Below are 21,621 nucleotides of genomic sequence, written 5' to 3'. Positions count from 1 at the left end.
ATGCTGATCGAGTAGCCCTCGCAGAGGGCGTATCGAGATCCACCCACCCCCACGACGTCGGGACTGAAGAGGCCCCGCCCCGCCCCCGCCCTCTGCCGGTGTGGTCGCTCCGCGGATCGATCACCCAGCACCTCGTGCCCTGATCGGACCGGCTCGGGTGTCCGGGTACGGTGCCGTCATGGTCGTGTCGCGAGAGCTGGTGGACCGCTGGGTGGCGGGGTGGTGCGCGTCGCGCGGGATGCTCGTGCGGCGCGACGGGGACGGCCGGCTCGTCGAGGTCGCGGCGGAGACCCGCTCCCGGGAGTACGTGATCGCGGAGCCTTCGCTGCCCGAGCTGCGCCGACTCACCGCCGCCGTCACCGCGCCCGACGTCTGGCTGACGATCGTCGGGGACCTCGACGAGCGCGAGCGCGACGCGGTGGCCGGCCTCGACCCCGTGACCAGCGACGAGCGGATGATGACCACCCGGCTCCGGAGGGCCGCGAGGCCGCCGCAGGTGCGGATCGAGACGAGTGGTCGCGTCGCGCACGCCCGCATCGAGGCGGAGGGCGAGGTCGCGGCCCGCGGTCAGGCGGCGCTGAGCGGCGGCGGCGACGTCGTCTTCGACCGGATCGAGACGACTCCGCGGTTCCGCCGCCGCGGCCTCGGCGGCCTGGTGATGACCGGCCTCAGCGCCTGGGCGGCGGAGAACGGCGCGACCACGGGACTCCTGATGGCGAGCGTCGGCGGGCGCGCGCTCTACTCGAGCCTCGGCTGGACGGAGGTGGCGCCGATCGTCACCCTGCGCGGGCGGGCCGCCGGTGCGGCGGTTGACGCGGACGAATCGCTCCTCCACAGACCCGATCTTGCGGAGTTGTCCGAGGGTTCCACCCGGCGACCGCTCGGGTGTCGGTGGTCCCTGGTTCAATACGCGTATGGATGAGCACAGCGACCCCGGAGCGGCAGGACAGCCGAGCGCGCTCGCCGCCGTCGACGCGCTGACCGACATCGCCGCGGAGATCGGACGCACCTCCGCACAGCTTCTCCTCTCCCGCGCGCAGACCCTGCACCTCGCCTACCGCGCGGCCGTCACCGTCCCCGACGCGTTCGCCCGCGGCAAGTCACTCTCCCGCAGCGAGGCGCACTCCCTTGTCGAGCGGTCCATCCGGGCCGAGTTCGCGGTCAAGCTGCGCCTGTCCGAGCGGGCCACGGAGACGGTCCTCGAGCACGCCCGGCTGCTCGTCGAGGACCTCCCCTGCATCCGCGCCCTGCTGGCCGAGGGCCGGCTGCTGTGGGACTCGAGCGAGATCGTCTGCGCGACCGCCGCCACCCTGCCCGCCGCCTCCCGCGCCCGCTTCGACGAGCGCGCCGCCGAGGTCGCACCGGAGGTGACCCCGACGCAGCTGAGAAGAATCGTCGCCCGGCTCCGCGACGAGCTGCACGAGGAACCGCTCGCCCAGCGGCACGTCCGCGCCCGGCAGGACCGCGCCGTCTGGGTCTCGCCGGAGGTCGACGGCATGGCGACACTGTGTGCACTGCTGCCCGCGCCGGACGCGATGGGCATCGCCGAGCGCGTCGACCGCATCGCCCGGTCCCTCCGCGAGGGGGGCGATGAGCGCACGCTGGCGCAGCTGAAGGCCGACGTGCTGACAGATCTGCTGCGCGACGGCGACATCGCCGGCACCACCCCCGCAGGCAACGGCCCTCAGATGCCTTCGTCGTACGTGCCCGGCATCCATGCCGAGGTGCGGCTCACGCTCGCCGCGTCGACGGCCGTCGGTCTCGACGACGCGCCTGCGGACCTCGACGGCTACGGCCTCATCCCCGCCGACCTCGCCCGCGAACTGGTCGCCACCGGCGCGTCGTTCACCCGCGTGCTCACCGATCCGGACACCCGCGCCGTGAGGTCCGTCGGCCGCACCTACCGAGTCCCGCCCCCGCAGATGCGCCTGCACCTCCAGCTGCGCGACCAGACCTGCCGCTTCCCCGGCTGCACCCGCACCGCGTCCCGGGCGGAGGCCGACCACACCCTCGAATGGAGGAACGGCGGAGAGACATCGCTGGAGAACCTCGTCTCCCTCTGCACGTCCCACCACCACATCCGCCACGGCGACCGCTGGACCTACGTCCCCCGCAAGGACGGCAGCATCGTCTGGACCACCCCCACCGGCCGCCGCATCACGATCCGCCCACCCGCCCTCGCCGGCGCCCCACCGGGCCCCCGCTTCGACGACGCACCACCACCGTTCTGACGAACGCCGGTCTCGATACGCGCCGCCTCATGCTGATCGAGTAGCCCTCCGAGAGGGCGTATCGAGATCCACCCTCACCCGACGGGTGGGTCTCGATACGCGCTGCGCGCTACTCGACCAGCATGAAATGAGCGCGCTCGCGCTCGCCCATGCGCCGCTTCATGGTCCGCCGGCCCGCTCACGCCTGCTCAGCACGCCGATGCCGATCCATGCTGACCGAGTAGCCCTCGGAGAGGGAGTATCGAGCGGAGGGGGCGCCTTCGGCGCCAGCGCAGGGCGGGGAAAGGATCTTGTGGCTGGCTCGTTGTGGTTGGACGATGGAGGGGTTGCGGTCGAGGCCGATGTATCTTGATGCTTCGAGCTTGTTATCGAGCGTGGCCTGGAGGGCGTCCGCGGGAACCGCGGATTGGTGCCTATCCGGTTCTCGTGCCGGTGGAGCCCGACAAGTAGATTCATCACTCTGATCCCTGCTCTCCCCGCGACGCTCGTCGATGCCGGCCGGCGCCGATGAAGTCGATCGGAGGGTGTCATGGATGTCGTTTACGAACGTGCCGCGGGCTTGGATATCTCTAAGAGAGATGCGAAGGTCTGTCTGCGGCTCCCGGCAGGGCGGCGGAATCAGTTCACGAAGACGGTGACGACGTATGGGTCCACGGTCTCCGAGATAGAGCGACTGCGGCAGGACTTGGAAGCGGCCGAGGTCGAGGTCGTCGTGATGGAAGCGACGGGTGATTACTGGAAGCCGTTCTTCTTCACGCTCGCGGAGACATTGAACGTGGAACTCGTGAACGCCCGGCAGGTGAAGAACATGCCGGGCCGGAAAACGGATGTCCTGGATGCGCAATGGCTCGCGGAACTCGCCGCTCACAACATGCTTCGCAGCTCGTTCGTGCCCCCGGAACGGATCCGGGAGCTCTGTGATCTGACCCGCACCCGCCGCCACCTCGGGCAGGAGCAGCACCGCGAGTGGGCTCGACTGGAGAAGAACCTCGAGGACTCCGGCATCAAGATCAGCTCCGTCCTCTCCACGCTGGGCAGCCAAACAGGCCGGCGGATCCTCGACGCCCTGGTCGCCGGGGAACGCGACCCGGAAGCCTTGGCCGCGCTCGCGCACGCTTCCTTAGCGAAGAAGACGCCGGCGTTGATCGAATCCCTGCGAGGCAGATTCCGGGATCATCACGCTTTCATGGTGCGATTACACCTGCGCCGCATCGACGCGATCACCGAAGATATCGCAGCGATCACCGATCAAATCGAGAAGGTGATCGAACCCTTTCGAGGAACCCGGGAACTCCTGATGACGATCCCGGGCATCAAAGAAAACGCAGCAGACACGATCATCGCCGAGATCGGCGCGGATATGAGCGTCTTCCCCACCGCAGGACACCTCGCCTCCTGGGCAGGAGTCGCACCAGGTCTCCATCAATCAGCAGGCCGCACCAAATCAGCGCACATCAATCCCGGCGACGCCTACCTCAAAGCCGCTCTCGGAATCGTCGTCTTCACCATCATCCGCTCCAAGAACGGACGCCTCTACGCGAAATACCGGCGAGTGAGCTACCGAACCGGCGGACTCAAAGCCGTGGTCGCCATCGAACACACACTCCTCACCATCATCTGGAACATGCTCCGCAACGGCGTTCCCTACGACGAACTCGGATCCGACTACTACCGCCCCCGCCACCCTGAACGCACCCGAGACAACGCCCTCCGAACCCTCGCGACCCTCGGCTACGACATCACCCTCACCCCCAGAACCGCGTGAAAGGTCACCATCCCTTTCCAAGTAGATCCACCGTCACCCCGCGGGTGGGTCTCGATACGCACTGCGCGCTACTCGACCAACATGGGTCCGTCACGCCTGCCCAGCACGCCGGTACCGATTCATGCCGATCGAGTAGCCCTCGCAGAGGGCGTATCGAGATCCACCGTCACCCGATGGGTGGGTCTTGAGACGTGCGCCGCCCTGCTCGACCAGCAGACGCCTACAGGCCCGCGGGCTTCGACGGGGTCCGGAGCCAGGTGTCGAAGAAGGCGGTCAGGTCCTGGCCGGAGACCGACTCGGCGAGGTCCTGGAGGTCGGCCGTCGTGACGGTGCCGTAGCGGTTCTCGGCGGCCCAGCGCTGCAGCAGCGTGCCAAAGGCCTCGTCGCCGATGGTGGAGCGCAGCTCGACCAGGGTGAGTCCGCCGCGTGCATAGATCGGGCTGTCGAAGAGGCCGAGCGCGCCGGGATCCGCGACCTTCGTCGCCCAGAACGGGTCGTCGGCGGGGATCGACGCGACCTCCGCGGCCGACTCCTCGACGGTCGGGCCGCCGTCGTGCTCCGCCCACAGCCACTCGGCGTAGGTGGCGAAGCCCTCGTTCAGCCAGATGTCCGACCAGAGCCGCGGGGTGACGCTGTCGCCGAACCACTGGTGCGAGATCTCGTGCGCGACGGTCGAGGTGTCGGCGCTGCCCGAGTAGAACGAGCGTCCCTGCGTCTCGAGCGCGTAGCCGATCTCCTCGTCGTCGACGACGGCCCCGCCCGAGCGGAACGGGTAGGCGCCGAAGACGCCCGTGAAGTAGTCGATGATCTCGCCCTGGCGCGCGAGGGCGGCCTCGGTGCTCGCCCGCGCCTCGCCGGAGATGTCGCGATCGACCGCGTCGATGCTGACGACGCCGCCCGCCCGGGAGCGGACGAGGTCGTAATCGCCGATGTTCACCATCGCGAGGTAGCTCGCCATCGGACTGGTCTCGACCCAGCTCGACGTGGTCCAGCCGTTGCGGGTGACCGGCGAGCCCACCGGCACCCCGTTGGCGACGGCGGTGCGCCCCTCCGGGACCGTGAGGGTGAAGGAGTAGCGGGCCTTGTCGGCCGGCGAGTCGTTCACCGGGTACCAGGTCGAGGCGCCGTCGGGCTCGCTCGCGACCAGCGCGCCGTCGTCGGTCGACCACCAGCCGTACGGGGCGCCGGTGCCGTCGACCGGGTTGCCGGTCGTGCCGGCGTAGCGGATGTCGACCAGGGTCGGCGCGCCCTTCTTCAGCGAGCGGGATGGCGTGATCGTCAGCTCGTCGCCGACCTGCGTGAAGGCGGCGCCCCGGGTGTTCACCGACACCTTCGAGACCGTCAGTCCGCGCAGGTCGAAGGAGAACGAGCTCAGCTCCTGCGTCGGCGCGAGAGTCACGACGGCCCGGCCGGTGAGCGCCCGCGGCGCCGGGTCGTAGGTGAGGAACAGGCTGTAGCTGAGCGCGTCGAAGCCCGAGCTGCCGAGGCCGGGGAAGTACGGGTCGCCGGAGCTGGTGCCTCCGCTCGTCCCCGCTTTCACAGCGGTGTCGGCGAGGGCGGGCGCCGGGAGGGCGAGAGCCCCTGCGACGAGGGCGGAGGCGAGGAGCGCCGGGACGACACGGCGGGAGGAGGCGGGCATGCGGCACACGCTAGCCCCTCGGCCACCCGCCGGGCACTCCCCCTCCGCGCGACGCCGATGCCCTACGAGCGCCGCTCCAGCGCGGCCAGCAGGTACGGCGCCGTCCGGCTGCCCTCCGCCCGCGCGACCTGCTCCGGCGTGCCGGTCGCGACGATCGCGCCGCCGGCGTCTCCGGCGCCGGGCCCGAGGTCGATCACCCAGTCCGCGTCGGCGACGATCCGCATGTCGTGCTCGACGACGATCACCGTGTTGCCCGCGTCGACGAGGTGCTGCAGGTGGCCGAGCAGCCGGTCCGCGTCGGCCGGGTGCAGTCCCGACGTCGGCTCGTCGAGCAGGTAGAGCGTGTCGCCGCGCTGCGCCCGCCGCAGCTCCGACGCGAGCTTCACCCGCTGCGCCTCGCCGCCGGACAGCTCCGGCGCGGGCTGCCCGAGCGCGACGTAGCCGAGGCCCACGTCGAGCAGCGCGTCGAGGTGCCGGCCGATCTCCGTCTCCTCGGCGAAGACCTCGCGGGCCTCGGTCACGCTCAGCGCGAGCACCTCGGCGATCGAGCGCCCGCCCCAGGTCACCTCGAGCGTCTCGGCGTTGTAGCGCGTCCCGCCGCACTCCGTGCACGGCGCCTGCACCGTCGGCAGGAAGAGCAGCTCGACCTCCATGGTCCCCTCGCCCTTGCAGACCGGGCAGCGGCCGCTGGGCATGTTGAAGGAGAAGCGGCCGGCCCCGTAGCGGCGCCGCTTCGCCTCCGGAGTCGCCGCGAACAGCGCGCGGACGCGGTCGAAGAGCCCGGTGTAGGTCGCGACGTTGGAGCGGGAGGTGCGCCCGATCGGCGTCTGGCCGACCTGCACGACCCGGCGCAGCCGCTCCGCCGGACCGGTCGCGCTGCCGGTGGTGACGGCGGTGTCCGCGTCGAGCAGCGGGTCGTCGGAGGAGGACTCGTCCGGCTCCGGGCTCTCCCCCGCCAGATCCGCCTGCAGACTCGCGCGCAGCAGATCGGGCAGTGCCCGATTGACCAGCGTGGACTTCCCCGACCCGGACACCCCCGTCACCGCGGTCAGCGCGCCGAGCGGGAACGACACGTCGAGCCCGCGGAGGTTGTTGCGCGCCACGTCGACCAGCCGGACCTGCGCGTCGGGCGTCCGCCGGGCGGGCAGCGGCGGCGTCGGCTCCGCGGTCTCGGGGAAGAGGTAGCGCCGGGTGATCGAGTGGTCCACCTCGCGCAGCCCGTCGAGCTCGCCCGAGTAGACGACGGTGCCGCCGCCCGAGCCGGCCGCCGGGCCGATGTCGACGATCCAGTCGGCCTCGCGGATCACGTCGAGCGAGTGCTCGACGAAGAAGACCGTGTTGCCGCTGTCCTTCAGCGAGCGCAGGATGCCGAGCAGCGCCTCCGTGTCGGCCGGGTGCAGCCCCGTCGACGGCTCGTCGAGCACGAAGACCACGCCGAACAGCCGCGAGAGCACCTGGGTCGCGAGGCGCATCCGCTGCAGCTCGCCCGAGGACAGCGTCGGCGTCGAGCGGTCCAGCGACAGGTAGCCCAGGCCGAGGTCGACGATCGGCGCCATCCGGCCGAGCAGATCCGAGACGAGGCGCTGGGCGGCGAGCCGGATCTCCGGGGCGAGCGGGCCACCGCCCACCGGCACCCAGTCCCGCTCGAGCACGCGGGCCAGCAGCGCCGCGAGCTCCTCGAGCGGCAGCGCCGAGAGCTCCGTGATGTCGAACCCCTCGAAGCTCACCGCCAGCGCCTCGGGCTTCACCCGCTTGCCGTGGCAGTCCGGGCAGGCGACGCTGACCAGGAACGTGGCCGCGCGCTCGCGCATCCGGGCGCTCTTGGACCCCGCGAAGGTGTCCATCACGTAGCGCTTCACCCCGAGGAACGTGCTCATGTACCGCGGCTCGGCCCCCGCCGCCACGGCCGCCCGCACCTCCGCCGGTCCGCGATCCGTCCAGACCGGCACCTGCGGCGACTCCTGGGTGTGAAGGATCCACTCGCGCTCCTCCGCCGGAAGGGTCCGCCAGGGCACGTCGATGTCGTAGCCGAGCGAGATCAGGCTGTCGCGCAGCTGCTTGCCGTGCCAGGCGGTCGGCCAGGCCGCGAGCGCGCCGTCGCGGATCGAGAGCGAGTCGTCCGGCACCATCAGCTCCTCGGGCACGTCGTAGACGCGGCCGATCCCGTGGCAGGCGGGGCAGGCGCCCTGGACGGTGTTCGCGGAGAAGTCCTCCGCGAGGAGCATCGGCGCGCCCTCGGGGTAGGTGCCGACCCGGGAGAAGACCATCCGCACCACGGACGAGAGCGTGGTCGCGCTGCCCAGGGTCGAGCGCGCCGAGCCACCGGACCGGCGCTGCGGCAGCGCGACGGCGGGCGGGAGTCCGTCGATCGCGTCGACGTCCGGCACCCCGACCTGATCGATCAGCCGCCGCGCGTACGGCGCGACCGACTCGAAGTAGCGGCGCTGCGCCTCCGCGTAGAGCGTGCCGAACGCGAGCGAGCTCTTGCCGGAGCCGGAGACGCCGGTGAAGGCGACCAGCGCGTCGCGCGGGATGTCCACGTCCACGTCGCGCAGATTGTTCTCGCGGGCGCCGCGGACGCGGACCCGGTCGAGGCGGTGGTCGTCGGGAGTGCGCGCAGTCATCCGACCAGCCTGCCCTGTTCCGATGTGCGCTGTCCCGATGTGCGCCTAGTCCAGGGTGGGGCGGTAGGAGCGGACCACCGGCGGCGACTCGAGCGCCTCCCGCTTCACGACATCCAAGCGCTGCAGCAGCGCGGGGAGGGTCGGCGTCATCTCCAGCCGGACCTCGAGTTCGCCGTCCCGGCCGGGCAGCGTGAAGGCGACCTGCGCCGCGGAGGCGCTCCAGAGCAGCCGCTCGCGCAGGGGCCGGGCGGTCGGCTCCTCCGCGAGCCCGCCGACCTCCGCCAGCACCGCGGCGAGGCGGCGGGCGCGCACCTCGGCGGGCACGTCGCTCAGGAGGTTCGGGCTGAACAGCACGCCGCCCGAGAGCTCCTCGGCCCGCGCGGGATCGCCGGAGCCGACGATCGCCGCCTCGACGGCCACGGCGGCCGCCAGCGTCGACGGGTGCACCGCGATGGTGCGGGCCGGCGGCTCCGCGTCCTCGAGCGCCGCGCGCAGCAGGCCCGTGGCCGCCGCGGCGAGCTTGGCGCCGTTCGTGGTCGCGAAGACCACGACGCCCAGGCCCGACTCGAGGTGCCAGCGCATGTTCGAGGACCAGCCGGGCAGCCCGCCGGAGTGGTGCGCGATCGCGCCGAAGCGGACGTCCTGCTCGATCACGAGGCCGAGCCCGTAGGCGGAGCCGTCGAGGGTGCTCTCGCCAGCGCGGGGGCTGAGCGCAGGGACCGGGGTCCAGCCGCGCTGCATCTCGCGGCGGGAGGCGCGGCTGAGCACGGCCTCGTCGGCGTCCCCGTCCTCGATGCCGCCGTCGGCGCCCTCGAACGCCGATGACAGCCAGCCGCTCCAGCGCGCGATGTCGCCGACGGTGCTGTACATGCTCGCAGCGCAGGCGCCCACGCCGGTGCCGGTGTACGGGCGGGCGGTCCAAGTGGCGCCCTCGTCGAAGCTGCTGAAGCCCTGCGCGAGGTCGGTGCCCTCGGGGTAGGCGCCCACGTCGTAGCGCGTGCTCGCGAGGCCGAGCGGCTCCAGGATCGTCCGGCTCGCGAAGGCGACGAAGTCCTCGCCGGAGACGTTCTCGACGATCACCCCGAGCAGCCAGAAGCCGATGTTCGAGTACTGGTAGACCTCGCCCGGCCGCTCGGTGAAGGTCAGCCCGCGCGCGATCAGCGCGAGGAACTCGGCTTGCGGCATCGCCATCACGTGGTCGGCCCAGCCGTTGTCCTCGGGCAGCCCCGAGCAGTTGCTGAGCAGCATCCGGAGCGTCACCGGCAGCTCCCGGCCAGCGGCGTCGACCGGATCCGCGAACTCGGGCACGTGCGCGCTCACCCGGTCGTCGAGGTCGAGCAGCCCGCGGTCGCGGAGGATCAGCACCGCCGCCGCCTCGAAGCTCTTCGACATCGAGGCGATGCGGTGCACGGTGCCGGCGTCCGGCGCGGCGCCGTCGAGCCGGTGCTCCCCGCGACCGTGCCGGGCGATCAGCCCGTCGCGGTCGAACAGCGCCCAGCTCAGCGTCGGCGCGACCGGCGCCCCCTCGTCGAACCAGTGCGCGAATCGGTCGAGGAGCTCCGGAGTCATCCGCTCATCCTTCCGCACGCGATCCCTCCGCACTCGCCGCTGGAGTACGCAGCGGGTCGTCCCGGTGCAGCTCCACGAGGATGCGGCGCAGATGGATCGCGACCAGCACACCCGGGCCCATGCTCGTTCCGGTCGCCGCAGCGCGGGCGTCGACGGCGCGCGCGAGGTCGTCGACCGCCCTCTCCGCCGGCTCCAGGGAGCGGTCCTCGGGCGAGCCGCCCGTCACCACCGCGTCGCCGACCGCGTGGCAGGCCGCGCTCAGCGGCGCCGCGAGCTCGGCGTCGAAGGGCAGCGCGCCCGGGCGGTTCCAGATCGTGTCCGCCAGCGCGGCCGTCATGTCGCGGACGTGGAAGAGCGTCCCGTCCAGGGTCGCCAGCCGGAGGTGGTCGGTCTGCGAGCTGTGCCGGTGCAGCAGCGCGCGCGGATTGCCCTTGCGGCTCTCGTCGCCGTCGACCAGCGCCCGCCGCACCTCGGTCGCGGTCGCCGCGAGCTGCTCGCCGTTGGTCGACCAGGCCTCGTGCTCGGGCGGCCAGGTCTCCTCGAGGGCCGTCGCCATGTCGTGCAGGTGGCGCCCGAGCTGGCGCTCGAACTCGTCGACCCGGGCGGTCGCCGCCTCGGAGGTCAGCCCCGGAGCGACGAGGAGGTTGACCAGCAGCCCGACGACCACGCCGACCGCCATCTGCACGAGGTAGCCGAGCGAGTAGTCCTCCGCCTTCGCGCCGCCGATGATCAGGACGAAGAGCGCCGCCATCGGCACGTACTCGCGGCCCGCGCCGAACCAGCCGGTGCCCGAGAGCACCACGCCGATGCCCACGATCAACGGGATCGTCCACCAGGTCGGGCCGACCGTCACCACGACCAGCACCGCCAGCCCGATGCCGGCCGCGAGCCCGAGGAGCGTCTGCAGCCCGGTCTTCGCCGAGCCCATCAGCGTCGGGTACATGCTGACCAGCGCGCCGAGCGGCGCGTAGTACGGGTACTGCTCGGCGACTCCGGGCACGTGCGGCGCGACGGCCCAGGCGATGCCCACCGCCACCGCGGTCTTCAGCGCGAGCAGCAGCCGCGGGCCGGCCACCGCGTCGCGCCAGGCCCGGCCGGCCCGGGTGAGGCGGGGGCGGATCACGCCCGGTCGTCGGGGTTCAGGACGTCGGGGCGCGGGGCGTCGAGCCGCGCCGCGACGTCGGCCGGGAAGCCGCCGGTCGCGATCGGGCTCCAGCGCGTCGGCGTGATGCGCAGCAGCGACTTGTCCTGCAGCCGCATCGCCGCGCGGTACTCGTCCCAGTCCGGGTGCTCCCCCGAGATGCTGCGGTAGTAGTCGACGAGCGCGTCCTCCGCCTCGGGCATGTGCAGCACCTCGGCGTCGCCGTCGACTTGGATCCACGCGTCGTTCCAGTCGTCGGACAGCACGAGGACCGAGGCCGCGGAACGGCGCTCGGCGTTGCGCGTCTTCGCCCGGCCGGGGTAGGTCGAGATCACCAGGCGGCCCTCGGCGTCGACGCCGCCGGACACCGGCGACATCTGCGGCCGGCCGTCCGCGCGGGTGGTGGCGACGAGCATCCGGTGCCGCGGTCGCACGAAGTCGAGCATGCCGTCGCGGTCGACGGCGGTGGTGGTGGAGACGGTTCTGGCCATGCGGACCAGGCTAACGAGGACCTCTTCCGGACTAGGTGGTTCTACGTGGTCGTGTCAGCCCGAGCCCAGGAACGGCGTGCCTCCTCCCCCTGAGAGGGGCCGTGGCCGGGCGGGCGCTGGCGCGGAAGGACGGGGCGGCTGTCGCTACTTTCTGGACGGAACTCCCCCCTCCCGGCCCCGAAAGGACCCCGTGCCCACCTCCTCCCCGATCTCCCCGCTCTCCCCCTCTCGCCGCTCCGTCGCCGTCGCCGCGGCCTGGTCGCTGCCCGTGATCGCCGTCGCCGCCGCGGCGCCGCTCGCGAGCGCCTCCACCGTGGAGGTCGTCCCCGGCCAGCCGGACACCTACCCGAACCCGACCTTCTCGGCGACGCGCCAGTCGGTCGGCGACCCGAGCCTCAAGGCGACCAACAACACCGGCTACGCGCGCACCGACTTCACCGCCGTCCCCGACGACGGCGACTACGCCTCGTACAAGACCGGTTGGACGTACGTCATCAGCTCCGCGAAGCCGGTATCGACGATCACCTACGACACCACCAGCCTCGCCCCGGGCGTGCAGGGCGTCCTGACCGACGGCCTCTACACCTACTCCTGGACCCTGACCCGCGCGGCGGAGACGACCTGGGTGCGGGTCAAGCCGACCGCCTTCCCGCAGGAGATCCGCTTCGTGCTGACCGACACCACCTCGAACCCGCAGGGCGTCGTCGGCAACGCGACGGCCACCTCGAAGGCGTAGGGCGCGCGCGGGCTCGCCTACTCGGGCGAGCCCGCCTGCTCCGCCGCGCTCACCAGTCTCCGGAGCCGCAGGCACTGCTCGTGGAGCACCACGACCAGCGTGCTGTCTCGCTCCCCGAGCCACTGCTCCAGCGACGCGTCGAAGAGCACGGCCGCCGTACGGGCCGCGAGCGCCGCGTCCTCCGCCGGGACACTCCGCTCGACCAGCGCGTCGCGCATCGCGTCGGTGAGCACCGCCGACTTCAGCAGCTCGCGCTCGCGCAGCGCCGGCTCGGACAGCACGACCGCCCGCCGTGCCGCGATCTCGCCGCGCCAGCCCTCGAGGTCCCCCGCCGCGACCGTCTCGAGCCCGTGCATCAGCAGCCCGAGCGGATCCAGGCCCGCGGGTGCCCCGGCGAGAAGCCGGGCCACCACCTCCGGGAACTCCCGCTCGCGGAGGAACAGCACGTCGCGCTTGTCGGCGAAGTGCCGGAAGAAGGTGCGGGTCGTGAGCCCGGCCCGCTCGGCGATCGACGGCACCGTCGTCGCGGAGTAGCCGTGCTCGGTGAACAGCTCCATCGCGGCGCGCTCGAGGCGCAGTGCGGCGTCGGGGGCCCAGCGTGACATGCAGCCAGGCTAGCCGATGACACGTCGTGCCATCAGGGCTACAGTGATGACACGTCATGCCGTCGAGCACTGGAGAACCCTTGCCCTCGAACACCGCCGCACTCACGAACACCGCCGCGCGACTCCCCTCGCCCCGCGCCGACCTGGTCGTCGGTCCCGCCGCGCTGCACGAGCCCGGGCCCGGCGAGCTGCTGGTGCGCAACCGCGCCGTCGCCGTGAACCCGCTCGACGAGCTGAAGCAGTGGACCGGCGACCTGATGTACCGCTGGCTCCCCTACCCCTCGATCCTCGGCGAGGACGTCGCCGGCGAGGTCGCGGCCGTCGGGCCCGGCGTCGACCGCTTCGCCGTCGGCGACCGCGTCGTCGCCTACGCGGTCGGCATGGAGCGCGGCCGCCGGCACGACGCCGAGGGCGGCTTCCAGGAGTACACCGTCGTCCGCGCGGACCTCGCCGCGCCGATCCCACCGCAGCTGGCGCACGAGCAGGCCGTGGTGCTGCCGCTCGCGGTCTCCACCGCCGCGACCGCGCTCTTCCAGAAGGACCACCTGGCGCTGCCCCACCCCTCGACCGAGCCGGTCCCCACCGGCCGGACGGTCGTGGTCTGGGGCGGCGCCACCAGCGTCGGCAGCAATGCGATCCAGCTCGCCGTCGCCTCCGGCCACCGCGTCGTCGCCACCGCCTCGCCCGGCAACCACGCCCGCCTGCGCGAGCTCGGCGCCGACGTGGTCGTCGACTACCGCGGCCCGAGCGCGGTCGCCGATGTCGTCGCCGCGATCGGCGGCGCGGAGGTGGCCGGCATCCTCGCGGTCGGCACCGGCTCCGCCGAGCCCTGCGTCGCCGTCGCGGCCGCCACCGGAGCCCGCCGGGTCGCCCTCGCCAGCCCCTCGGTCTCCTTCGGCTCCCTGCCGCGCAGGGCGGGGCTCTCGCTCCCGTTCGTGCGGACGATGTCGCGGCTGGTCGGCGCGAACCTCCGCCTCCAGCTCGCCGCCCGCCGTCGCGGCATCCGCGCCCGCTACGTCTGGGGCGCGACGCTGATGAGCAACGAGGTCGGGCCGATGCTCTGGCGCGACCACCTGCCGAGCGCGCTCGCCGACGGCCGCCACCGCTGCGCGCCCGAGCCCGACGTCGTCGGCACCGGTCTCGGCGCCGTGCAGGGCGCGCTCGACCGGCTGCACGGGGGCGTGTCCGCGCGGAAGCTCGTCGTGCGGCTCTGACCGCGAGCCGCTCGGGTGCGCCACTATGGACCGTGCCGCTCCCCTCCCCCGCCGGACCGTCCGCTCCCTCCGCGCGCTCCTGGCTCCTCGTCGCGCCGTCGCTCGTCGTCCTCGGCTGGGGCGGCAACCAGTTCCTGCCGCTGATGCAGCTCTACCGCCAGCTCGAGGGCTACACGCAGACGCAGGTCACGATCCTGCTCGCCGCCTACGTCCTCGGCATCGTGCCCGGCTTCGCGCTCGCGGGCGGCTGGTCCGACCGCTTCGGCCGGCGGCCGGTGCTGCTCGCGGGCCTCGTGCTGGGGATCCTCGGCAGCGTCGTGCTCGCCTGCTCCCCCGCCTCGGTGCTCGGGCTCGGCGTCGGCCGCTTCATCAGCGGGCTGAGCGTCGCGGCGGGGATGGTCGTCGGCACGGCCTGGATCAAGGAGCTCTCGATCGCGACCGGAGCGTCCTCGGCCGGTGCCCGCCGCGCCTCCGCGATGCTCACCATCGGCTTCGGCGGCGGCGCGGGAGTCGGCGGCGCGCTCGCGCAGTTCGGCCCCTGGCCGACCGTGCTCCCCTACATCGTCCAGTCCGCCGCCTGCGTCGCGGCCGTCCTCGTGCTCCTCCGCGCACCGGAGACCCGGGCCTACGACCCCTCCGCCGGACGCCTGACCGGCGAGCTCAGCATTCCGCGACCCGCCCGCGCCCGCTTCGCCACCGTCGTCCTGCCGCTCGCCCCCTGGGTCTTCGCGGCACCCGCCCTGTCCTTCGCGGTCGGACCGAGCCTGGTCGCCGATCGGCTGCCGGGTCTCACCGTCGGCTTCGCGACCCTCGTCACCGTGATCACCCTCGGCTGCGGCTGGGTCACCCAGCTCTTCTCCGGCCCGCTTCTCGCGCTGCTGCGCGGCCGCGGAGCCCTCGTCGGCGGTGCGCTCACCGCCCTCGGCGCTCTGCTGCTGATCCCCGCCGCCGTCGGCCAGCAGCTCTGGCCGGTCCTCGTCGCCGCACCGGTCTTCGGCTGCGGCTACGGCCTCGCGATGGTCTCCGGACTGACCGCCTCGCAGGCCCTCGTCGAGACGCGCGACCTGGCGAGTGTCACCGCCGTCTACTACTCCGTCACCTACGCCGGCTTCCTCGTGCCGGCGATCCTCGCGGCGCTGGCCGTCGCCCTGCCGATGCCGCTGCTGCTCGCGGCGACCGCGCTCGCGATCCTCGCCTGCGTCGCGCTCGCGGCCCGTGGACTGCGACGCCCGCCCGCGCCTCAGAACCGCGCCGCGACCTCGTAGAGCACGTCCTCGTCGCCGGCGTACAGCCCGTCGGCGCGCGGCCAGTGCGCGATCACGTCGGTGAAGCCCAGCGCCTCGGCGCGGCCCGACGAGTCGGCGTAGCGGTCGACGCTCTCGAGGGAGTAGTCCGGCCCGGAGTCGAGCGAGAGGTGCCGCTCGATCGAGCGCGGATCGCGCCCGGCGGCCTCGAGCGCGTCGTCGAGGCGCTGCGAGAGCTCGGCGACCGCCGCCCACCACTCGTCGGTGCTGCGGCCCTCCGGACCCGTCGTCACCCAGCCCTGCGCCCGCTCGGCCACGAGCGCGAGGCCCTTCGGCCCGTTCGCCGCGAGCACGAACGGCACGCGCGGCGACTGCGCCGGCTCCCCCACCATCCGGGCGCCGCGCGCGGTGAACCACGCGCCGTCGAGATCGATGCCGCCCGAGCCCGGAGCCTCGTGCCGGAGCAGCACGTCGAGCGCCGCGACGAACTCGACGTAGCGCTCGTGCCGCTCCCGCGGCGAGTGCAGCTCCTGCCCCAGCACCGTCGCGTCGAAGCCCGTCCCGCCCGAGCCGACCCCGAGGACGAAGCGGCCGCCCGAGATCTCGTCGACCGTCGCGATCTCCTTCGCGAACGGCACCGGGTGGCGGAAGTTCGGCGAGGCGACGAAGGTGCCCAGCCGCAGCGTCTCGGTGACGATAGCGGCGGCCGTCAACGTCGGAATCGTCGCGTGCCAGACCTGGTCGGCGAGCGAGCGCCAGGAGAGGTGGTCGTAGGTCCAGGCGTGGTCGAAGCCGAGCCCCTCCGCGGACTGCCACTTGCGGCGGGCGGTGGACCAGGGCTCCTGCGGGAGGATGACGATGCCGTGTCGCATCGTCCGAGTGTAGGGAGGGTCCGAGTGCAGGGAGGAACCGCACCGGTACGATGGTCGGCGGTGTGCCGGGAAGTCTGGTCGGCGGACGCGGCCCTCTGCCGCGTTCCCACGCGATCCGACGACCTCCCGAAGGAAGCCCCTCCGTGCCCCACACTCCTGCCTCCGAGCCCACCCACCAGGCGCCGCACGCGATCTGGCGGGGCCTGCGCCAGACGCTGCGCTCCGACGCCGTCGGCGGCGCCCTGCTGCTCGGCGCGACCGTCCTCGCACTGGTCCTCGCCAACTCGCCCGCGGCGGGCTTCTACGAGACCGTCCGCGACTTCGAGTTCGGCCCCGAGGCGCTCCACCTGAACCTCAGCGTCGGCGCCTGGGCGGCCGACGGACTGCTCGCGATCTTCTTCTTCGTCGTGGGCCTCGAGCTCAAGGAGGAGTTCGTCGTCGGCAAGCTCCGCGACCCGCGCACCGCCGCCCTCCCGGTCGCGGCGGCGTTCGGCGGTGTCGCCGTCCCCGCCCTGATCTACGTCGCGATCAACGCGACCGCCGGCCCCGACGCCCTGCAGGGCTGGGCGATCCCGGTCGCCACCGACATCGCCTTCGCGGTCGCCGTGATCGCGGTCGTCGGCAAGAGCCTCCCGGTCGCCCTGCGCACCTTCCTGCTCACCCTCGCCGTCGTCGACGACCTGCTCGCCATCACGATCATCGCCGTCTTCTACACCTCGGCCATCGCCTTCCTGCCGCTGCTGCTCGCGCTCGTCCCGCTCGGGATCTTCGCCGTCCTCGTCCAGCGCGGCGTCCGCACCTGGTGGATCCTGATCCCGCTCGGCGTCGCCACCTGGGCGCTCGTGCACGCCTCCGGCATCCACGCGACCGTCGCCGGCGTGCTGCTCGGCTTCGCGGTCCCGGTCGTCGCGACCGCCCGCGCCCGGGTCCGCACCGGAACCGGCAGCGACGGCGAGCCCGAGTACGACGGACTCGCCGCTCACTTCGCCGACCGCTGGAGCGGCGTCTCGGCCGGCGTCGCCGTCCCGGTCTTCGCCTTCTTCTCGGCCGGAGTGACGATCGGCGGCCTCACCGGCCTCGTCGAGTCGTTCCAGGACAGCATCGCCCTCGGCATCGTCGTCGGCCTGGTGGTCGGCAAGCCGCTCGGCATCCTCGCGACCACCTTCCTGATCACCCGCCTGCCCGGCCTCCGCCTGGACCCCGCGCTGCGCTGGCCGGACCTGGTCGGCATGTCGATGCTCGCCGGCATCGGCTTCACCGTCTCGCTGCTCGTCGGCGAGCTGTCCTTCGGCGTCGGGAGCGAGGCCGACGAGCACGTGAAGGTCGGCGTGCTGGCCGGCTCGGTGATCGCGGCGGTGCTCGGAGCGTCGGTGCTGTCGGCGCGGAGCCGGCGCTACGCGCGCCTGCGCTGATCCCGACCCTCCCGCAGACCGCCGGGCCCGAGACAGCAGAAGCGTCTTTATGTTTCGTGGAGACTCTTTTTGTTACTGCTGTGTAAAAGACCGCTCTTTCGACCGGGATCGGCGCGCATTCCTTCAACGTCGCGGGTAAGAATTGCTGCACTCTCAACAGCAGCACCAATTCCTCCCCCGTGCGCCCTGGAAGGTCACCATGTCCTCTCGCTCCCTGCTCCGCCTGTCCGCCGCCGCTGGAACGGCCGCCCTCCTGCTGACGCTGACGGCGTGCAGCGCGGGTGACGACACGTCCTCCGCCGACTCCGCGTCCGGCGTCGCCTCGGAGGCGGACCCTGCCGTGCAGGCGCTGGTCCCCGACGTCATCGCCGAGGCCGGCGTCATCCGCATGGGCCTCGACGGCGCGTATCCCCCGTTCGGCTCGATCTCCGAGGAGGACGGTGAGACCCTCGTCGGGCTCGACGCCGACCTCGCCCGCGAGATGGCGGCGCTGATGGGCCTCGAGGTCGAGTTCTCGATCACCTCCTTCGACGGTCTCATCCCCTCGCTGCAGTCCGGCACGAACGACATGGCGATGAACTCGATCGGCGACACCAAGGAGCGCGAGGAGGTCGTCGACTTCGTCACCTACTACCACAACGGCACGGTCGCACTCGTGGAGGCGGGGAACCCGATGGACCTCACCGCGACCGCGCTCTGCGGCGCCACCGTCGCCGTGAATCGCGGCTCCCTCCAGCAGTCGACGATGCTCCCGCCGCAGGCCGAGACCTGCGCCGCGGAGGGCGAGGAGGCTCCGACCGAGGCGGTCTTCGCCGGCACCCCGGAGGCCCTGCTCGCCCTCACCGCCGGCCAGGTCGACGCCGTCCTCGCCGACGTGCCGCCGCTCGTGCTCGCGCAGCAGGCGAACGACGCCTTCGAGATCGCCGGCCCCGCGACGAAGAACCCGAACCCCGGCGGCGTCGCGCTGCCCAAGGACGGCGCCTTCACCGAGGCCGTGCACGCCGCGATGACGGAGCTGATGGCGAACGGCACCTACGACGAGCTGATCGCGAAGTACGGCCTCGAGGACATCGCCATCGAGGAGTCCGTCATCAACGGGGCGAACAGCTGATGACCGACGTGCTCGCTCGCACCGAGGAGCGGACGGCACCGCCGACGATGACCGTGGTGCCCGTGCGCCACTGGGGCCGGCGGATCGTCGCGGGGATCCTCCTGCTGCTGCTGGCCGGCTTCGCCTCGACGGTCGTCACGAACGAGAACTACCACTGGGACGTCGTCGGGCAGTACCTCTTCTCGTCCCGCATCCTGACCGGGCTCTGGCACACGCTCGAGCTCACCGCGATCTCGATGATCGTCGGCATCGCGCTGGGTGTGCTCGTCGCGATCATGCGGGAGTCGACCAACCCGGTCTTCTCGAAGATCGCCTGGCTCTACATCTGGTTCTTCCGCGGCACGCCGCTCTTCGTGCAGCTGCTGTTCTGGGGCTACATCGCGGCGCTGTACCCGACCGTCTCGATCGGACTGCCCTTCGCCGACGGCCCGCTCGTCGAGGCCGAGATGCGCGAGCTGATGACGCCGTGGCTCGCGGCCGTGCTCGGTCTCAGCCTGAACGAGGGCGCCTACATGGCCGAGATCGTGCGGGGCGGACTCGCCTCCATCGATCAGGGTCAGCGCGAGGCCGGCCAGGCGATGGGCATGAGCCGCGCGAGGATCCTGCGCCGGATCATCCTGCCGCAGGCGATGCGGGTGATCCTGCCGCCGACGGGCAACAACGTGATCTCCATGCTGAAGACGACCTCGATCGTGAGCGTCGTCGCCTTCCCAGAACTGCTCTACTCCGCGCAGCTGATCTACGCGGTCAACTACCTCACCGTGCCGCTGCTGATCGTGGCGTCGATCTGGTACCTGCTCGTCACCACGGTGCTCACCGCCGGTCAGCACGTGCTCGAGCGCCACTTCGGCCAGGGCCACGGGCCCACCGGCACCGGCCGGACCGGATTCTGGAGCACCGCGCTGCGCCTGCAGCGACGGAGCACCGGAGCCTCCACCCCCGCCGTCGCAGGACCCACGATCACAGGAGGACAGCCGTGAGCACCCAGTCGCTTCCGATGGTGCGCCTCGAGGGCGTGCACAAGTCGTTCGGCTCGCTCGAGGTGCTCAAGGGCATCGACCTGACGATGGAGCGCGAGAAGGTCACCTGCCTGCTCGGCCCGTCGGGTTCGGGCAAGTCCACGCTGCTGCGCTGCATCAACCACATCGAGCGGATCGACAGCGGTCGCGTCTTCGTCGACGACCAGCTGATCGGCTACACCGAGCGCGACGGCCGCTTCTTCGAGATGAAGGAGCGCCTGGTCACTCGGCAGCGCCAGGAGATCGGCATGGTCTTCCAGGGCTTCAACCTCTTCCCGCACCTGACGGTGGAGCAGAACATCATGGAGGGGCGGGTCGGCATCCAGCGCGTCGCCCCCGCACAGGCCCGAGCCGAGGCGCACGCGCTGCTGGAGCGGGTGGGCCTGCGCGAGAAGGCGACGGCGTACCCGAACCAGCTCTCCGGCGGCCAGAAGCAGCGGGTGGCGATCGCCCGGGCGCTGGCCATGCAGCCGAAGGTGATGCTCTTCGACGAGCCGACCTCCGCGCTCGACCCCGAGCTGGTCGGCGAGGTGCTCGAGGTGATGCGCGACCTGGCCGACAGCGGCATGACGATGATCGTGGTCACCCACGAGATCGCCTTCGCCCGCGAGGTCGCCGACCACGTCGTCTTCATGGACGGCGGCGTCGTGGTCGAGCAGGGCCCGCCGGAGCAGGTCCTGGTGCGGCCGAAGCAGGCCCGCACCCGGGCCTTCCTGCGCGGCGTCCTGCTGGAGGAGAACGAGATCGACGAAGGAGCACGCGCATGAGCAGCACCCGCAGCAGGATCGCCGTCATCGGAGCCGGAGTGGTCGGCCTGTCCGTCGCCGCCGAGCTCGGCCGCCGCGGCCACGAGGTGGTCGTGCTCGAGGCCGGCACCGTCGGCTCGGGGACGTCGAGCACCTCCTACGCCTGGATCAACTCGAACGGCAAGTCGCCGCGCGAGTACTACGACCTGAACCTGCGCGGCCTCGCGCTGATGCACGAGCAGGGCCACGGCTCCGACTGGTTCGTCGGCTCGGGGCACCTGGAGTGGCCTGTCGACGCCGCGCACGCCCGCGACCTCGAGACACGTGTGGCGCGGCTGGAGGGCTACGGCTACCCGGTCGAGTGGCTCGACTCCGCCGAGGCCCGCCGTCGGGCACCCGGACTGCGGATGCCTGACGACCAGCGCGTCGCGTTCTTCCCGAGCGAGGGGTACGTGCATCCGGCCCTGCTGCTGGTCGAGCTGTTCCGCCGCTGCGAGCGGGCCGGAGTGGAGGTGCGCGAGCGCACAGCGGTCACCGCTCTCGAGCCCCGCGGCGACGGCGCGACGGTGCGGACGGCGGACGGTGCGTCCCTCGAGGTGGACACCGTGATCAGCTGCGTCGGCCGCTGGACCGAGCAGCTCACCGGAATGCTCGGCACTCCCCTGCCGATGGTCTCGACCGCCGAGGTCGGCGGCGCGGGGGTCGGCTATCTCGCCGTCACCACCCCGGTCCCCGTCGACTTCGCCCCGCTGCTCAGCCACACCGGGCTCAACGTCCGCCCGGCCGGCGGCGGCCGGTTCCTGCTGCAGTCGACCGTGCTGGACGCCGACGCCGACTCCGCCCGCGCCTACGGGCTCGACTCCGTGGTCGCGACCACCCTCCGCGACCGCTTCCGCGCGCTGTTCCGGCACGCCGGCGGCGCCGAGATCGAGTCCTTCGTGGTCGGGCAGCGGGCGATGCCCGCGGACGGCTGGCCCGCTGTCGGCCGCCTCGCACCCGAGTCTCCGCTCTACGTCGTCGCCACCCACAGCGGAGTGACGCTCTCGCTCGCGCTGGGAGACTGGGTGGCGCGGGAGATCGACGGCGAGGAGCAGGACGCCCTCCGCACCTTCCGGCCGTCCCGGCTGCTCGACCCTGCCGCGCAGTTCACCGCCCCGGTGCCGCGCCTGCCCGGCCAGCAGTGACCCGCCGCACCATCCGTT

18 protein-coding genes are annotated in these 21,621 nt (G+C 72.3%); 11 read left to right on the top strand and 7 right to left on the bottom strand.

What is annotated here, in order from left to right:
• The first annotated feature begins 178 nt into the window (after positions 1 to 178).
• The 3 genes from MT355_RS08950 to MT355_RS08940 all read left to right on the top strand — a co-directional run bounded on the left by MT355_RS08950 (position 179) and on the right by MT355_RS08940 (position 3,996).
• Positions 179 to 922, top strand: a complete 744-nt coding sequence (locus tag MT355_RS08950) for a GNAT family N-acetyltransferase (protein ID WP_243599234.1) — start codon at positions 179 to 181, stop codon at positions 920 to 922.
• Positions 915 to 2,231: an HNH endonuclease signature motif containing protein gene (locus tag MT355_RS08945; RefSeq protein WP_243599233.1), complete on the top strand. Its 1,317-nt coding sequence runs from the start codon at positions 915 to 917 to the stop codon at positions 2,229 to 2,231. The genes MT355_RS08950 and MT355_RS08945 overlap by 8 nt, the downstream gene beginning before the upstream one ends.
• Before the next feature lie 529 nt (positions 2,232 to 2,760).
• Complete coding sequence (locus tag MT355_RS08940; protein ID WP_243599232.1) at positions 2,761 to 3,996, top strand: IS110 family transposase; 1,236 nt, start codon at positions 2,761 to 2,763, stop codon at positions 3,994 to 3,996.
• A 220-nt stretch (positions 3,997 to 4,216) separates the two neighbouring features.
• Here MT355_RS08940 and MT355_RS08935 read toward each other — a convergent pair whose 3' ends face one another.
• The 5 genes from MT355_RS08935 to MT355_RS08915 form a co-directional block, all read right to left on the bottom strand.
• Positions 4,217 to 5,635 carry a M1 family metallopeptidase gene (locus MT355_RS08935; RefSeq protein ID WP_243599231.1) on the bottom strand — a complete coding sequence of 473 codons (1,419 nt, stop codon included), beginning with the start codon at positions 5,633 to 5,635 and terminating at the stop codon, positions 4,217 to 4,219.
• 62 nt (positions 5,636 to 5,697) lie between these two features.
• Positions 5,698 to 8,259 (bottom strand): excinuclease ABC subunit UvrA, encoded by a 2,562-nt coding sequence (locus MT355_RS08930; protein WP_243599230.1) that lies wholly within the window; start codon positions 8,257 to 8,259, stop codon positions 5,698 to 5,700.
• Between the two features lie 45 nt (positions 8,260 to 8,304).
• Positions 8,305 to 9,828 (bottom strand): serine hydrolase, encoded by a 1,524-nt coding sequence (locus tag MT355_RS08925; RefSeq protein ID WP_243599229.1) that lies wholly within the window; start codon positions 9,826 to 9,828, stop codon positions 8,305 to 8,307.
• A gap of 4 nt (positions 9,829 to 9,832) precedes the next feature.
• The gene (locus MT355_RS08920) at positions 9,833 to 10,951 is read right to left on the bottom strand and encodes an aromatic acid exporter family protein (protein ID WP_243599228.1); all 1,119 of its coding nucleotides are present in this window, start codon (positions 10,949 to 10,951) and stop codon (positions 9,833 to 9,835) included.
• Positions 10,948 to 11,460, bottom strand: a complete 513-nt coding sequence (locus MT355_RS08915) for a PPOX class F420-dependent oxidoreductase (RefSeq protein ID WP_243599227.1) — start codon at positions 11,458 to 11,460, stop codon at positions 10,948 to 10,950. The genes MT355_RS08920 and MT355_RS08915 overlap by 4 nt, the downstream gene beginning before the upstream one ends.
• A gap of 190 nt (positions 11,461 to 11,650) precedes the next feature.
• Between MT355_RS08915 and MT355_RS08910 the strand changes: the two genes are divergently transcribed.
• Entirely contained in the window at positions 11,651 to 12,196 is a 546-nt protein-coding gene (locus MT355_RS08910; RefSeq protein ID WP_243599226.1) for a hypothetical protein, read from the top strand.
• Between the two features lie 17 nt (positions 12,197 to 12,213).
• Here MT355_RS08910 and MT355_RS08905 read toward each other — a convergent pair whose 3' ends face one another.
• Positions 12,214 to 12,801: a TetR/AcrR family transcriptional regulator gene (locus MT355_RS08905; RefSeq protein WP_243599225.1), complete on the bottom strand. Its 588-nt coding sequence runs from the start codon at positions 12,799 to 12,801 to the stop codon at positions 12,214 to 12,216.
• Between the two features lie 80 nt (positions 12,802 to 12,881).
• On the opposite strand from MT355_RS08905, the gene MT355_RS08900 reads away from it, so the two are divergent.
• Both MT355_RS08900 and MT355_RS08895 read left to right on the top strand, forming a co-directional pair.
• Entirely contained in the window at positions 12,882 to 14,015 is a 1,134-nt protein-coding gene (locus MT355_RS08900; RefSeq protein ID WP_243599224.1) for a zinc-binding alcohol dehydrogenase family protein, read from the top strand.
• Positions 14,016 to 14,047: 32 nt separating this feature from the next.
• On the top strand, positions 14,048 to 15,280 hold the full coding sequence (locus MT355_RS08895; protein WP_243599223.1) for an MFS transporter: 1,233 nt from the start codon (positions 14,048 to 14,050) through the stop codon (positions 15,278 to 15,280).
• Here the strand turns inward: MT355_RS08895 and MT355_RS08890 are convergent.
• Positions 15,256 to 16,131: an LLM class flavin-dependent oxidoreductase gene (locus MT355_RS08890; RefSeq protein WP_243599222.1), complete on the bottom strand. Its 876-nt coding sequence runs from the start codon at positions 16,129 to 16,131 to the stop codon at positions 15,256 to 15,258. The genes MT355_RS08895 and MT355_RS08890 overlap by 25 nt on opposite strands.
• 143 nt (positions 16,132 to 16,274) lie before the next feature.
• On the opposite strand from MT355_RS08890, the gene nhaA reads away from it, so the two are divergent.
• The 5 genes from nhaA (at position 16,275) to MT355_RS08865 (ending at position 21,603) form a co-directional block, all read left to right on the top strand.
• Positions 16,275 to 17,543: a Na+/H+ antiporter NhaA gene (gene nhaA / locus MT355_RS08885; RefSeq protein WP_374204649.1), complete on the top strand. Its 1,269-nt coding sequence runs from the start codon at positions 16,275 to 16,277 to the stop codon at positions 17,541 to 17,543.
• A gap of 199 nt (positions 17,544 to 17,742) precedes the next feature.
• Positions 17,743 to 18,654 (top strand): ABC transporter substrate-binding protein, encoded by a 912-nt coding sequence (locus MT355_RS08880; protein WP_243599221.1) that lies wholly within the window; start codon positions 17,743 to 17,745, stop codon positions 18,652 to 18,654.
• Positions 18,654 to 19,634: an amino acid ABC transporter permease gene (locus tag MT355_RS08875; RefSeq protein WP_243599220.1), complete on the top strand. Its 981-nt coding sequence runs from the start codon at positions 18,654 to 18,656 to the stop codon at positions 19,632 to 19,634. Before MT355_RS08880 ends, MT355_RS08875 begins: the two co-directional genes overlap by 1 nt.
• 17 nt (positions 19,635 to 19,651) lie before the next feature.
• On the top strand, positions 19,652 to 20,440 hold the full coding sequence (locus MT355_RS08870) for an amino acid ABC transporter ATP-binding protein (protein WP_243599301.1): 789 nt from the start codon (positions 19,652 to 19,654) through the stop codon (positions 20,438 to 20,440).
• On the top strand, positions 20,437 to 21,603 hold the full coding sequence (locus MT355_RS08865) for an FAD-binding oxidoreductase (protein WP_243599219.1): 1,167 nt from the start codon (positions 20,437 to 20,439) through the stop codon (positions 21,601 to 21,603). Before MT355_RS08870 ends, MT355_RS08865 begins: the two co-directional genes overlap by 4 nt.
• The last annotated feature ends 18 nt before the right edge of the window (positions 21,604 to 21,621 follow it).

Origin of the sequence: Rathayibacter sp. VKM Ac-2929 (assembly GCF_022815495.1) — a bacterium.
Lineage (GTDB): Bacteria > Actinomycetota > Actinomycetes > Actinomycetales > Microbacteriaceae > Rathayibacter > Rathayibacter festucae.
This window is presented reverse-complemented; position numbering and strand designations above follow the sequence as displayed.

Bases quoted from the DNA above. Each gene is read 5' to 3' on its own strand.
- MT355_RS08950 (WP_243599234.1), top strand. From the start codon at position 179: ATGGTCGTGTCGCGAGAGCTGGTGGACCGCTGGGTGGCGGGGTGGTGC.
- MT355_RS08945 (WP_243599233.1), top strand. From the start codon at position 915: ATGGATGAGCACAGCGACCCCGGAGCGGCAGGACAGCCGAGCGCGCTC.
- MT355_RS08940 (WP_243599232.1), top strand. From the start codon at position 2,761: ATGGATGTCGTTTACGAACGTGCCGCGGGCTTGGATATCTCTAAGAGA.
- MT355_RS08935 (WP_243599231.1), bottom strand. From the start codon at position 5,635: ATGCCCGCCTCCTCCCGCCGTGTCGTCCCGGCGCTCCTCGCCTCCGCC.
- MT355_RS08930 (WP_243599230.1), bottom strand. From the start codon at position 8,259: ATGACTGCGCGCACTCCCGACGACCACCGCCTCGACCGGGTCCGCGTC.
- MT355_RS08925 (WP_243599229.1), bottom strand. From the start codon at position 9,828: ATGACTCCGGAGCTCCTCGACCGATTCGCGCACTGGTTCGACGAGGGG.
- MT355_RS08915 (WP_243599227.1), bottom strand. From the start codon at position 11,460: ATGGCCAGAACCGTCTCCACCACCACCGCCGTCGACCGCGACGGCATG.
- MT355_RS08905 (WP_243599225.1), bottom strand. From the start codon at position 12,801: ATGTCACGCTGGGCCCCCGACGCCGCACTGCGCCTCGAGCGCGCCGCG.
- MT355_RS08890 (WP_243599222.1), bottom strand. From the start codon at position 16,131: ATGCGACACGGCATCGTCATCCTCCCGCAGGAGCCCTGGTCCACCGCC.
- MT355_RS08880 (WP_243599221.1), top strand. From the start codon at position 17,743: ATGTCCTCTCGCTCCCTGCTCCGCCTGTCCGCCGCCGCTGGAACGGCC.
- MT355_RS08875 (WP_243599220.1), top strand. From the start codon at position 18,654: ATGACCGACGTGCTCGCTCGCACCGAGGAGCGGACGGCACCGCCGACG.
- MT355_RS08870 (WP_243599301.1), top strand. From the start codon at position 19,652: ATGGTGCGCCTCGAGGGCGTGCACAAGTCGTTCGGCTCGCTCGAGGTG.
- MT355_RS08865 (WP_243599219.1), top strand. From the start codon at position 20,437: ATGAGCAGCACCCGCAGCAGGATCGCCGTCATCGGAGCCGGAGTGGTC.